At 52.8% G+C, this 12,320-nt stretch carries 13 protein-coding genes; 7 read left to right on the plus strand and 6 right to left on the minus strand.

The genetic code is table 11. From position 1 onward, the window contains the following. Positions 1-32 precede the first annotated feature (32 nt). The 3 genes from DEO48_RS02660 to DEO48_RS02670 form a co-directional block, all read right to left on the minus strand. Complete coding sequence (locus tag DEO48_RS02660) at positions 33-1,052, minus strand: Zn-dependent oxidoreductase (protein ID WP_109844287.1); 1,020 nt, start codon at positions 1,050-1,052, stop codon at positions 33-35. Positions 1,053-1,066: 14 nt separating this feature from the next. Beyond that, positions 1,067-2,281: a D-mannonate dehydratase ManD gene (manD, locus tag DEO48_RS02665; RefSeq protein WP_109844288.1), complete on the minus strand. Its 1,215-nt coding sequence runs from the start codon at positions 2,279-2,281 to the stop codon at positions 1,067-1,069. Between the two features lie 110 nt (positions 2,282-2,391). Next, complete coding sequence (locus tag DEO48_RS02670; protein ID WP_045401189.1) at positions 2,392-2,718, minus strand: YnfA family protein; 327 nt, start codon at positions 2,716-2,718, stop codon at positions 2,392-2,394. Between the two features lie 152 nt (positions 2,719-2,870). On the opposite strand from DEO48_RS02670, the gene DEO48_RS02675 reads away from it, so the two are divergent. Both DEO48_RS02675 and speG read left to right on the plus strand, forming a co-directional pair. Next, positions 2,871-3,209 carry a DUF1283 family protein gene (locus tag DEO48_RS02675; RefSeq protein WP_023311550.1) on the plus strand — a complete coding sequence of 113 codons (339 nt, stop codon included), beginning with the start codon at positions 2,871-2,873 and terminating at the stop codon, positions 3,207-3,209. Continuing rightward, on the plus strand, positions 3,209-3,769 hold the full coding sequence (gene speG, locus DEO48_RS02680) for a spermidine N1-acetyltransferase (protein ID WP_023311549.1): 561 nt from the start codon (positions 3,209-3,211) through the stop codon (positions 3,767-3,769). The genes DEO48_RS02675 and speG overlap by 1 nt, the downstream gene beginning before the upstream one ends. Positions 3,770-3,786: 17 nt before the next feature. Here the strand turns inward: speG and DEO48_RS02685 are convergent, their stop codons facing one another. Beyond that, positions 3,787-4,497 (minus strand): YnfC family lipoprotein, encoded by a 711-nt coding sequence (locus tag DEO48_RS02685; RefSeq protein WP_109844289.1) that lies wholly within the window; start codon positions 4,495-4,497, stop codon positions 3,787-3,789. 219 nt (positions 4,498-4,716) lie between these two features. On the opposite strand from DEO48_RS02685, the gene DEO48_RS02690 reads away from it, so the two are divergent. The 4 genes from DEO48_RS02690 to dmsD all read left to right on the plus strand — a co-directional run bounded on the left by DEO48_RS02690 (position 4,717) and on the right by dmsD (position 9,150). Continuing rightward, positions 4,717-5,472 (plus strand): glycosyltransferase family 25 protein, encoded by a 756-nt coding sequence (locus DEO48_RS02690; RefSeq protein WP_181366954.1) that lies wholly within the window; start codon positions 4,717-4,719, stop codon positions 5,470-5,472. Positions 5,473-5,605: 133 nt separating this feature from the next. Continuing rightward, positions 5,606-5,872, plus strand: a complete 267-nt coding sequence (locus tag DEO48_RS02695) for a DUF1161 domain-containing protein (protein WP_109844291.1) — start codon at positions 5,606-5,608, stop codon at positions 5,870-5,872. A 131-nt stretch (positions 5,873-6,003) separates the two neighbouring features. Beyond that, positions 6,004-8,442, plus strand: a complete 2,439-nt coding sequence (gene ynfE, locus DEO48_RS02700) for a selenate/tellurate reductase subunit YnfE (protein ID WP_109844292.1) — start codon at positions 6,004-6,006, stop codon at positions 8,440-8,442. A 93-nt stretch (positions 8,443-8,535) separates the two neighbouring features. Beyond that, on the plus strand, positions 8,536-9,150 hold the full coding sequence (gene dmsD / locus DEO48_RS02705; RefSeq protein WP_109844293.1) for a Tat proofreading chaperone DmsD: 615 nt from the start codon (positions 8,536-8,538) through the stop codon (positions 9,148-9,150). A gap of 40 nt (positions 9,151-9,190) precedes the next feature. Here dmsD and DEO48_RS02710 read toward each other — a convergent pair whose 3' ends face one another. Together DEO48_RS02710 and DEO48_RS02715 are read right to left on the minus strand one after the other, a co-directional pair. After that, positions 9,191-10,906: a SulP family inorganic anion transporter gene (locus DEO48_RS02710; RefSeq protein WP_109844294.1), complete on the minus strand. Its 1,716-nt coding sequence runs from the start codon at positions 10,904-10,906 to the stop codon at positions 9,191-9,193. A 169-nt stretch (positions 10,907-11,075) separates the two neighbouring features. After that, positions 11,076-11,501, minus strand: a complete 426-nt coding sequence (locus DEO48_RS02715; RefSeq protein WP_109844295.1) for a VOC family protein — start codon at positions 11,499-11,501, stop codon at positions 11,076-11,078. Between the two features lie 255 nt (positions 11,502-11,756). Here DEO48_RS02715 and DEO48_RS02720 point away from each other — a divergent pair, with 255 nt between their 5' ends. Further along, positions 11,757-12,305: a hypothetical protein gene (locus DEO48_RS02720; RefSeq protein WP_223604024.1), complete on the plus strand. Its 549-nt coding sequence runs from the start codon at positions 11,757-11,759 to the stop codon at positions 12,303-12,305. Positions 12,306-12,320 lie beyond the last annotated feature (15 nt).

Consider the following 12,320-nt stretch of genomic DNA (forward strand, 5'->3'; position numbering starts at 1 on the left):
CTCTCTGCGCAGGCTCTTAACCGCGTATAGGATTATTGTCCGAACGTGAGTAAGACTTTGCAGCACTGCCGCTGGTCTTTTTCAAACAGTTCGATGGCGTCTGTTACATGGTGATAGTCAAAGGTATGGGTGATCAGTTTGTCCGGGTCGATCAGCCCCTTCTTCAACCAGTCGATGACGACCGGGAATTTGTTGGCATTGAGGCGCGAGGAGAAGATCGCCAGCTCTTTGCCGGTGATTCCCTGCTGAACAATCTGGCTCGGCTCGCTGGAGAATCCCATCAGCACGATACGCGCCGCCGGTGAGGCCAGGGTAATCGCCTCCTGCAAAATCGACGGATGACAGGCGGCATCAATGATTAACGTCGGTTTGATGCCCCTTTCGTCCAGCGCGGCCTGCAGCGACCGCTCGCCGTTATTCAACACCCAGTCCGCACCGCTGCGCTGGGCCATTTTCAGGCGTTCGTCGATGCGGTCAACCACGATAACCTGCTTCACCTTATAGACGCCCTTCAGCGCCTGCACGGTGACCAGCCCCATCGGCCCTGCGCCGTAAACCAGCGCGACGTCCTGCCCGGTGGGGCAGGCCTGTCCCGTCACGTTGGCGGCGATGGTGAAGGGCTCAACCATGACGGCGTGTCTATCCGGAATGTCATCGGGGATAGGCCAGGCATTTTTAGCGGGTACCGCCGCGTATTCGCTGAAGCCCCCGTCGCGATGTACGCCCAGCACGACCAGCGAGGTGCAGACGTTCGGTTTTCCGACGGTACACGGATAGCAGTGTCCGCAGCTGATCACCGGATCGACCGAGACGCGCTGGCCCAGACGGGCGCTGTCTACGCCCTCGCCCACGGCGTCAATCACGCCAAAAAACTCGTGCCCGATCGTGCGTGGGTATTTCGCAAACGGGTTATGGCCGCGATAGATGTGGCTGTCCGAACCGCAGATCCCCGCCAGCGTGATTTTGACGCGAACTTCACCCGGGCCTGGCTGCGGAAGTGGCCGCTCTTCAATCACCAGCTGGTTTGGCTGTTGAATCACTACGCTTTTCATCGTTCGCTCCTCGTTTACCAGTTCCACAGCGTGCCGTCTTCAAGACGGGCCACCGGCAGATAGGCCGGATCGTACGGATACTTCGCCGCCAGCTTTTCATCAAACTCGACGCCCAGCCCCGGCTTGTCGCCCGGATGCATGTAGCCGTTATCAAAGCGCCAGCTGTGCGGGAAGACTTCCAGCATCTGTTCGGAGTAGCCCATATATTCCTGGACGCCAAAGTTTGGCACCCACAGGTCGAAATGCAGCGCGGCGGCGTGGCACACAGGCGAGAGATCCGACGGGCCGTGCGAGCCGGTTCGCACCTGGTAGAGCGAGGCGAAGTCCGCGATGCGACGCATCCCGGTGATCCCACCCGCGTGGGTAATGGTGGTGCGGATATAGTCGATGAGCTGCTCTTCGATGAGCTGCTTGCAGTCCCAGATGCTGTTAAACACTTCGCCCACGGCAATTGGCGTGACGGTGTGCTGGCGAATGAGGCGGAAGCAGGCCTGGTTTTCCGCAGGCGTTGGATCTTCCATCCAGAACATGCGGAATTCTTCAATGCTCTTGCCGAAGCGCGCCGCTTCGATTGGCGTCAGGCGGTGGTGCATGTCATGCAGAAGATGTTCATTGAAGCCGAATTTACTGCGCACCGCGTCGAACAGCTTCGGTGTGAAATCGAGGTATTTTTCGGTCGACCACAGCTGCTCTTCCGGCCAGTCGCCTTTGGTCGCAGGCTCGTAGGCCAGCCCCTTCCCTTTGGCCATGCCGTAGGTGGTTTTCATGCCCGGCACGCCGCACTGCACGCGGATCGCCTTAAAGCCCATCTCCTTATGGCGGGCGTAATCTTCCAGCACGTCGTCAATGGTGTGACCGGTCGTGTGGCAGTAAACCATCACGCCTTCGCGGGATGCGCCGCCCAGCAGCTGGTAGAGCGGCATGTTGGCCGCTTTGGCTTTGATGTCCCACAGCGCCATGTCCACGGCGGAGATGGCCGACATGGTGACCGGACCGCGACGCCAGTAGGCGCCTTTATAGAAGAACTGCCAGACGTCTTCGATGCGGTGCGCATCGCGGCCAATCAGCTGCGGGCAGAGGTGGTCTTTCAGGTAGGAAGCAACGGAGAGTTCACGCCCGTTCAGCGTAGCGTCACCGAGGCCGACAATCCCCTCGTCGGTGGTGATTTTAAGGGTGACAAAGTTCCGCCCCGGGCAGGTAACAAACACGTCAGCCGCGACAATCTTCATAATTCCTTTCCTTACATCATTCGTTGTGATGCTGGAAACTTACCCACTAACCAGACTACCATACAAGTATAATGATCATAAAATCAGCTAACGATCACAAAACCGGGGGATCAGGCCCGTCCCCATCCCGCCACAATAATCAGCATTCCGCACAGGGCAATCAGCGCGCCGGCCCAGTCGTACGCGCTGAGCCTGACGCCGTCCACCACGCGTAGCCACAGCAGCGCGGTACAGACATAGACGCCGCCGTAAGCGGCGTAGACGCGGCCGCTCGCGGCAGGATGCAGCGTTAACAGCCAGACAAACAGGGCCAGCGCGACGCTTGCCGGGATGAGCAGCAATACGGATCCCCCCTTCTTCAGCCAGAGCCAGGGCAAGAAGCAGCCGATGATTTCGCATAGCGCGGTGGCAAAAAAAAGCAGCGTCGTTTTGAGCATAGTTAACGTCAGGTGAGGATCTATTTAGACATCATACCTGATGATATCCTTTACTTTTCCATACCTGCTCCGCGGGTATGCCGTCTTTTCGCTTTGGTGTAGAATCTGTTCGGGATAACTTGATTATCTGCACCCGTCTAAAAGGAAACGCTATGACCACATTAAGCAAACGCCTTTGTCTGACAGCCCTGCTGGCGCTGTCATCGTTCGCTTTTGCCGCCTCTGCGACAGCGGAAACCAGCAAGCTCATTATTGAGTCTGGTGACAGCGCGCAAAGCCGCCAGAACGCCGCCATGGACAAAGAACAATGGAATGACACCCGCAGCCTTCGCCACAAGGTCAACAAACGTGCTGAGAAAGAGTGGGATAAAGAAGATGTCGCTTTTGACGCGCGCGATAAGTGCCAGCAAAGTGCAAACGTCAACGCCTACTGGGAGCCAAACACCCTGCGCTGCCTGGATCGCCGCACTGGCCGCACGGTAGCCCCGTAATGTCGGCGCCCTGCGACGTTAAGCTTCGCCCGCTGGAGCGTGAAGACCTGCGCTTCGTCCACCAGCTCGACAATAACGCCAGCGTGATGCGTTACTGGTTCGAAGAGCCGTACGAGGCTTTTGTTGAGCTGTCCGATCTCTACGATAAGCACATTCACGATCAGAGTGAACGTCGTTTTGTGGTGGAGTGTGAAGGCGAAAAAGCCGGACTTGTGGAGCTGGTTGAAATCAACCATGTTCACCGTCGGGCGGAGTTTCAGATCATCATCTCCCCTGAACATCAGGGAAAAGGCCTTGCCTCACGGGCAGCGAAGCTGGCAATGGATTACGGGTTCAACGTTCTGAATCTCTACAAGCTTTACCTGATTGTGGATAAAGAGAACGAGAAAGCGATCCATATCTACCGCAAGCTGGGCTTTATGGTGGAAGGCGAGCTGATTCACGAGTTCTTTATCAACGGCGAATACCGCAATACCATTCGCATGTGCATCTTCCAGCATCAGCACCTGGCCGGACACAAGCCGTCAGGCGCCAGCCTGCTGAAACCGACCGCGCAGTAACCTGCGCGGTTTTATTCTCAGTAGTATTCAATCGTGTTTTTAATGGTGTATTTGCGCTCAACGGCAGGTTTGACGCTATCGTCCGTGATCGTCAGGTCGCAGCTCACCGGATTATTGTGTCGATCGTAATCGCAGCTCTGCTTCACGTTGCCCAGCGGCTTATCATTCAACATGCTCACCGCCGAGTAATCCATCCTTTTGCGAACGTCTTTAGACGGCGTCGACTGGACGGACAGATGCTGATCGCCGGAGACGGTGGTTTTGCCCAGCGGGTAGCCGTCCGCATCGTAGCGATACTTCACTTCCATCTCTTTGCCGTGCGCCGCCACCACAAAACCGTTGTCGTCGGTATCCCACGTTATCCCGGCTGACGGCAGTTCGGCCAGCTGGCATTTCCCCTGCAGCTTCACTTTGCGCTGCTGGGTTTCTGCATCAAGGTAGTAATTGGCATCCAGCACCAGCGCCACGCCGGTATTGGCCTCCAGGTCGTGCAGCTCCAGGGTATCGAAACACCCTTCCGTAGACACGGTGCCGGTGACCCGTTTGGACACTTCGCCCTTCTCGTTGAGCAGCGTCTGGGTGAAGTCTTTCACCGGGCCGCGCAGCGGATCAAAATCAAATTCGTTCGAGAAACTCGCCATTTCGGGCGTAAACGACAGCGGCGCGGAGATGTTGTCGCACCCCACCAGTGTTGCTGCCAGTAGCGTTATCGCTGCGTATTTCTTCACATCATTTACCAATAGAATGAAAGGATTGTTGCTCTCATTGTATCAAATAGAATAGTAGCGATGGATAGCATTTTGGAAATTCATGCCCTCGCGTTCACTGTGGCTAAAAATTATTTTTTATCCCACCTGATATGCACTTACTGATGTTGAACAGCCCCAAATACTGATAAAATGCATAAAATTGGTCCAACTATTCAGTCTTTAAGGTACGTTGAAAGGATGATAACTTTTATAATCAATCTTAAACACTCGCGCGAACGCCGTGCCAAAATGGAGTCTCAACTGTTAAAGTTGAATATTGCACACGAGTTTGTTGAAGCAGTTGATGGTCGGGAAATGACGGAAACTGAACGTAAAAATGTTACACGTGAGGTAAATTATGCTTTCCTTCCGGGTGAAGTGGGTTGCGCGCTAAGTCATCAAAAAATATATAAAAAAATAATAAATGAAAATATAGAAGCAGCGCTGATTCTTGAAGATGATGTTGTACTTAGTAGCGATCTTCGCGAAATATTAAATAATATTACACTTAGCAAGACTAAGCCCGAGATTATACTCCTTAGTCGGGTCAATAAATATTACAAAAAGTCAATTAAAAACATATGCGGCTCATATAATCTACACAAGACGCACCAGGCCACAACAGCGCATGCCTATATTATTAATGAAAAAGCTGCCCACAGGCTCCTTACGAACCTTTATCCTGTGTGGATGGTTTCTGATAAATGGAGCTTATTCGAAGATCTCTCTTTGGCTAAAATTCATTCGTTAGTGCCTTATCCAGTTCGTCTTTCTGAAGATGCTAATGCGTCAACCATTAATGAATCTAAAGGAGATGCCGTGCTGGATGCCAAAAAGAAACAAATATGGGATGCACTGATGCAGGAAAGACCTTTAGCAGCAAAACTTCGTCACCGTTATCGCCGTGCCATTACTCCGTTATTCAATACAATTATCAATCAGGGTAAAGGATAAGCTTACTTTTGTGTTTTGATTACTACCAGGGCGTCGAGTCACTTCCAGGACTATTCAGAAAGATGCGCACAAAAACAAAAGGTTACCTTTATCCTGCTATGCTTAACGTTCACACAGAGAAAAGGAGCTACAGATGAAACGGTTACCCTGGATTACCGCCCTGCTGTTAATGAGTGCCTCAACCGCCGCGCTGGCGGCACCGGATTCCTGCGAGCGCGTGAAAAGCGACATTCAGCAGAAAATTATCAACAACGGTGTGCCTGAATCAGGTTTTACGCTGAGCATTGTGCCGAACGATCAGGCCGACCAGGCGGGCACGCAGGTGGTAGGCCACTGCGCCAACGACAGCTTTAAAATTTTGTACACCCGCTCAGGCAACGGGGCTGCTGAAGCGCAGTAATTTACCCTCAATCCCCTTTGGTTTGATGAGGATTAAGATTTAATACCCCCAAATCAGTAACACTCACCCCATCATTAGCCCGGTTATCATTTCGGGAGAAATAATACGTAATTATAATGATGGGGTGAGCCATGTCCGATACTGAACATCACGGCGGGATTAGCCGTCGAACTCTCGTGAAATCTACGGCAATAGGGTCTCTGGCGCTGGCCGCCGGTGGGATCTCGCTTCCTTTTGGTTTAAAAAGCGCCGCCGCGGCGGTGAAGAACGCCGTCCAGCCTGTTGAAGATAAAGTGGTGTGGGGCGCCTGCTCGGTCAACTGCGGCAGCCGCTGCGCGCTGCGTCTGCACGTCCGCGACGACGAAGTGTACTGGGTCGAAACGGATAACACAGGTGAAGATATTTACGGTAACCATCAGGTGCGCGCCTGCCTGCGCGGGCGTTCTATTCGCCGTCGGATCAATCACCCTGACCGTCTCAACTACCCGATGAAACGCGTGGGCAAACGCGGTGAAGGCAAGTTCGAGCGCATCACATGGGATGAAGCGCTGGACGCCATCACCGCCAGCCTTAAAAACGTGGTCAGCAAATACGGCAACGAAGCGGTGTATATTAACTACTCCTCCGGGATTGTCGGCGGCAATATCACCCGCTCCTCCCCTTACGCTTCGCTGGTGGCGCGCCTGATGAACTGCTACGGCGGTTTCCTGAGCCACTATGGCACCTACAGCACGGCGCAAATCGCCTGCGCCATGCCCTACACCTACGGCAGCAACGACGGGAACAGCACCTCTGATATTGAAAACAGCAAACTGGTGGTGATGTTCGGCAATAATCCGGCGGAAACGCGCATGAGCGGCGGCGGGATTACCTATTATCTGGAGCAGGCCCGCGAGCGCTCAAACGCGCGAATGATCGTTATCGACCCGCGCTATACCGATACGGCAGCCGGACGCGAAGATGAATGGATCCCGATCCGTCCGGGTACCGATGCCGCACTGGTGGCGGGTATTGCCTGGGTTTTGATCGACGAAAACCTGGTCGACCAGACTTTTCTCGATAAATACTGTGTTGGCTACGACGAAAAAACGCTGCCGGAAGGCGCGCCCGCTAACGGCCACTACAATGCGTACATTCTCGGCCAGGGCGATGACAACACGGCGAAAACGCCGGAGTGGGCCTCACGCATCACCGGCATTCCGGCGGATCGTATCATCAAGCTGGCCCGGGAAATCGGCTCCGCGAAACCGGCCTATATCTGCCAGGGCTGGGGACCACAGCGCCAGGCGAACGGCGAGCTGACGTCTCGCGCCATCGCCATGCTGCCGATCCTTACCGGAAATGTGGGCATCGACGGCGGCAACAGCGGCGCACGCGAGTCGACATACACCATTACCATCGAACGTATGCCGATACCGGATAACCCGGTCAAAACGCAAATCTCCTGCTTCAGCTGGACGGACGCCATCGCCCGCGGACCGGAGATGACCGCCCTGCGCGACGGCGTGCGTGGGAAAGATAAGCTGGACGTGCCGATTAAGTTCATCTGGAACTACGCGGGCAATACCATCATCAACCAGCACTCCGATATCAATAAAACCCACGATATCCTGCAGGATGAAAGCAAGTGCGAAATGATTGTCGTCATCGACAATTTCATGACTTCTTCAGCGAAGTATGCCGATATCGTGCTGCCGGACCTGATGACCGTCGAGCAGGAAGATATCATTCCTAACGATTACGCGGGAAATATGGGCTACCTGATTTTCCTCCAGCCCGTGACCGCGCCGAAGTTCGAGCGTAAGCCGATCTACTGGATCATGAGCGAAGTGGCGAAACGCCTCGGGCCGGATATCCATCAGAAATTCACCGAAGGACGCACGCAGGAACAGTGGCTGCAGTTCCTGTATGCCAAAATGCTCGCAAAAGATCCTCAGCTTCCGTCATATGACGAGCTGAAAAAAATGGGCATCTATAAGCGCAAAGATCCGAACGGACACTTCGTGGCCTATAAAAAATTCCGCGAGAACCCGGAAGCCAATCCTCTGAAAACGCCATCGGGCAAGATTGAAATATACTCCAGCAAGCTGGCAGAGATTGCGGCCACCTGGGAGCTGGAAAAAGATGAAACCATCAGCCCTCTGCCCGTCTACGCCTCAACCTTTGACGGCTGGGACGCACCCGATCGCGCGCAGTTCCCGCTGCAGCTGTTTGGCTTCCACTTCAAAGCCCGAACCCACTCGAGCTACGGTAACGTCGACGTGCTGAAAGCGGCCTGCCGCCAGGAGGTGTGGCTTAATCCTGTCGATGCTGCAAAACGCGGCATTAAAAACGGCGATACGGTGCGCGTCTTTAATAGCCGCGGCGAGGTGCGAATTGAAGCGAAGGTCACGCCGCGCATCATGCCCGGCGTGAGCGCCATGGGCCAGGGCGCCTGGCACGATGCCAATATGAGTGGCGATCGTATCGACCACGGCTCATGCATCAACACGCTGACGACCCATCGACCTTCTCCGCTGGCAAAAGGCAACCCGCAGCACACCAATCTGGTGCAGATTGAGAAGGTGTAGAGGGTGAAACGCGAGACCCTGGTTTATTCTATGGTCAGTATTATCGGTTAACACAGTTGCGCGGGCGTCATCCGCGCGAGCAAGGAAGGTTTAATGAAAGACGTCTCACATCGTGAATCGTTCGCGTTCAGCGCCCGGGTGCTGGGCGCGCTGTTTTATTTCTCGCCGGACAGCGAGCAGGCCGCGCCGCTGGTGAGAGCGCTCACCGCTGGCGAATGGATTCAGGACTGGCCCCTGCCATCGGAAACGCTGCAGCCCGTTGCCGATACCTTTGCCTCATCTTCCGATGAGCCGCTGGCGGACGCCTGGCAACGGCTGTTTATTGGCCCGTATGCCCTGCCCGCTCCCCCGTGGGGTTCCGTCTGGCTGGACCGTGAATCCGTATTGTTTGGTGACTCGACCCTCGCGCTGCGCCAGTGGATGCGTGAGAACAATATCGCGTTTGAGATGCAGCAGAATGAGCCGGAAGATCATTTTGGTACGCTGCTGCTGCTGGCGGCGTGGCTGGCCGAGAATGGCCGCGAGTCGGAGTGCGCTCAGCTTCTGGCGTGGCACCTGCTGCCGTGGAGCACCCGCTTCCTGTCGGTGTTTGTCGACAACGCCGGGCATCCGTTTTATACCGCGCTGGGCAGACTTACGCAGCTGACGCTCGCGGACTGGCGAGCTGGGCTGCTTATTCCGGTTGCGGAAAAAACGCTGTATCGCTAAGGGATGTGGCTTGCTCGCGGTTGGCGGGCAAGCCTTTAGCTTATACCTCGCCACCTGATTCACTCGCACTCTCTTTGCTTTGAATGAACCGAAGTGCCAGATAGAGGTCTGGCGCCAGAATCATGTCATCATCATTCATCGTTGGCCGGCTATCTTTAAACCAGCGCGTTAATTCCGTTTTTCTGCCCGCAAGAATTAACGTAATCTCTCGACCTTTCAGGTCGCGCTTTAACTCATTTATGGTTGCCAGAACGCTGATATCTGAATAGGTGAAGCAAGCCACGGCATCAATGACCACCCATTTAGGCTGTACTGCTGCACCATCAACCAGGTTCAATACCCGACGTTTAAAATAAGCCACGTTAAAATAGGTCAACGGGGAGTTAAATCGATACATCAGCACGCCCGGGACCATTTTAATATCGGTTGTATTACCTAATGAGTGAATCATGCCATCGTCGTCAGTGCCCAGTAAGTGCTCGGAGGGACGAAACACCGTACGCAGGAACTGTAACAGGCCAAGCAACACCGCAAGGCCGATCCCCTGGATAACGCCGATAATTAACACACAGCCAAACGTGAAAAAGGCCAGGCGAAATGCCTGTTTATTTCTTCGCCTCAGATTCCACAACCCGCGCAGATCAATTAATGACCAGGATGCGTACATCAAAACAATACCTAATGCAGATACCGGAATAAATTGTAATGGCTGAGTGAAAAATACTACTACAATACCGATGAGTAAGGCTGCGACGATGGAAACCAGCTGACTTTTCCCACCCACTGAATCATTAACCGCGGTCCGGGAATCGGCTCCACTGATAGCAAACCCCTGAGATAATCCCGACATGAGGTTCGCAATACCCAGCGCCCGGAACTCTGCATCAGCGTTAATTTCATAGCCATTTTTCGCGGCGAAACTGCGGGCGGTCAGCATCAGGCTGACAAAACTGACCAACGCCAGGTTCAAAGCCGGGATCACTAAATCACGCATCGGACCGGGCTGGAACGCGCCCCAGTTAACGACGGGTAAACCAGGCTGGAAGCCTTCCCCCCCAATAGTGGCAATACCATACTGTTGTGCAGATGTCGCCCATACCAGTAACGTTGTCATCACAATGGCAATCAACGGTGCTGGCCAGTGGCTGCGATACGTTTTGATCGCCATTAAAATAATTAACGTTAAAAGCGATATTCCAACGGTTAATAAATGGCTGTCGGAAAGACGTCCTGGCAAGGCCATTATTTTCTCAATAACCTGCGCTTCGTCGAGTTTTATCCCCAACACCTTGCCTAATTGCCCGACAATAATCGTCACGGCAACGCCATTAAGCAAACCCGTAAGGATGGGATGTGAAAGCAGATCGGCAAGTGCGCCCAGGCGAAACTTACTGGCAAGCAGGCACCACCCGCCCATCATCAACGTCATGATAATTGTCAGCTGCCAGTGCAGTTCGGGATTACCTGCAGAAAGAGGAAACACAACGGCCGCAATCACCGCGCAGGTCGTGGCATCAGGGCCCACAATAAGCTGACGTGAAGAACCAAAGAGTGCATACGCTATCATCGGTAAAACGCAGGAATAGAGCCCCACGATTGCCCCTACACCCGCCAACTCAGCATAAGCAATAGCCACTGGTAGCGCGACAGCCGCAACGGATAACCCGGCTTTAACATCATTTTTTAGCCAGCTTTTATCGTAGGCTAACAAAGTTTGTAAACCTGGCATGTAGTTTAACAATTGTTTTCCGAGCACGTTATTCTCCGGATAGGGATATTAGCCACGTCATGCTGGCACACTTCTCAGTGAGGTTCTGGCTTTCAAATGCTCCGGATTAAGGCGCCACTGTTCAGAATCTAATAACAGTTCAACTATTTATTATTCTGACTGGTGTTAAACATAGTTCAAAAACGACCGCTTGTGACTATTCTTCGTCTGGGAATGTATCGGCTTCAGAAGAATAATGCTGACAAACGCATGCCAGCTTATGCCCGTCAGGATCGCGCAGATAGGCAACATAAAAATCGGGGCCGTACGCGGTTCGTGTCCCTGGCATGCCTTCACTCTTTCCTCCCGCAACAAGGCCTGCTGCATGGAAACGTCTGACAAGCTCCGCGTTAGCTGCACGGAATGCGAACATGGTCCCGTTTCCCGCCGTTGCGGGTTGTCGGTCAAAGGGAGGACAAATACAGAAGCTAAACCCCTCATCTGGATTATTTTCATCTCCCCACATTGCCCAGTCCTTGGTCCAGGCAGGCAAGCGTGAATAGCCAAGCACTTTAAAAATCGCGTCATAAAACGTCGCGGCGCGCTGAAGATCATTTGTACCTATAGTGATATAAGTCAGCATCTTATCACATCCTCTTTGCCTTTTTCCGAACAGCGATTATACCTCAGAGGCTATGATTTTAGCGGCGGCAAAAAAAGCTGATTTTCACTCGTGTAAGCGCTTGGGGTAAGGGTTCGCAGAACATGTTCTATCGTAATTTCAGCCCCCAATCCGTGACGTGAATATCTCGAGTTTTGGTATGTATGCTAAAATTTATCCAGCTGAAGATCGAAAATAGTCCTTATAATTACAGTACGTTAGCCAAAGTGAGCGAATATGGATAATATTCCACATAAGCAGACAGATCGGAAAAGATGGCCCACATGGCTGTGGTGCGGAAGTTTTTATCTTTTTACGTTGCATTGCTCTGCAGATGAAATAAATCTGTATTCAATAAATACCGGCTCATACGTTTATCATCTGACGCATAATCGAGGACAATACACGGAGAACTTTGAAAATAAGTTCATATCCGTTGAGAGGAAATTCTCGGATACGTCGAAATACAGTCTTGTGCTAGGGACAATGAAAAACAGCTTTAATGACAGATGCCTGGCTGCCGGCGTAAGAAGAGACTGGGCTGGATGGGATAACGGTTGGGTTTTTAAAGGAATCTATGGCTATGTAGGTGAATTTTTCTTTGATACTTTCGATGATTGTGGTGACCATGGTTCATACCATGATTTTAAAAAAGCAACGGGAATAGGATTTTCGCCCTATATATATCATGGGTTCCAGTATAATTTTACGTCTTATTTTGGAATGGATGTGGGTATTATCATACCTTCCGTGTTTGTCATTACGGCACAATGGAGCTTTAGATAAATCCGTCAACCACGT

Origin of the sequence: Enterobacter sp. CGMCC 5087, from assembly GCF_003144775.1 — a bacterium.
GTDB classification, from domain to species: domain Bacteria; phylum Pseudomonadota; class Gammaproteobacteria; order Enterobacterales; family Enterobacteriaceae; genus Enterobacter; species Enterobacter cloacae_M.

Excerpts from the sequence above, each read along its gene's own strand:
- dmsD (WP_109844293.1), top strand. The coding sequence starts at position 8,536 with ATGAAAGACGTCTCACATCGTGAATCGTTCGCGTTCAGCGCCCGGGTG.
- DEO48_RS02690 (WP_181366954.1), top strand. The coding sequence starts at position 4,717 with ATGATAACTTTTATAATCAATCTTAAACACTCGCGCGAACGCCGTGCC.
- DEO48_RS02675 (WP_023311550.1), top strand. The coding sequence starts at position 2,871 with ATGACCACATTAAGCAAACGCCTTTGTCTGACAGCCCTGCTGGCGCTG.
- DEO48_RS02695 (WP_109844291.1), top strand. The coding sequence starts at position 5,606 with ATGAAACGGTTACCCTGGATTACCGCCCTGCTGTTAATGAGTGCCTCA.
- DEO48_RS02720 (WP_223604024.1), top strand. The coding sequence starts at position 11,757 with ATGGATAATATTCCACATAAGCAGACAGATCGGAAAAGATGGCCCACA.
- DEO48_RS02715 (WP_109844295.1), bottom strand. The coding sequence starts at position 11,501 with ATGCTGACTTATATCACTATAGGTACAAATGATCTTCAGCGCGCCGCG.
- DEO48_RS02670 (WP_045401189.1), bottom strand. The coding sequence starts at position 2,718 with ATGCTCAAAACGACGCTGCTTTTTTTTGCCACCGCGCTATGCGAAATC.
- manD (WP_109844288.1), bottom strand. The coding sequence starts at position 2,281 with ATGAAGATTGTCGCGGCTGACGTGTTTGTTACCTGCCCGGGGCGGAAC.
- DEO48_RS02660 (WP_109844287.1), bottom strand. The coding sequence starts at position 1,052 with ATGAAAAGCGTAGTGATTCAACAGCCAAACCAGCTGGTGATTGAAGAG.
- ynfE (WP_109844292.1), top strand. The coding sequence starts at position 6,004 with ATGTCCGATACTGAACATCACGGCGGGATTAGCCGTCGAACTCTCGTG.
- speG (WP_023311549.1), top strand. The coding sequence starts at position 3,209 with ATGTCGGCGCCCTGCGACGTTAAGCTTCGCCCGCTGGAGCGTGAAGAC.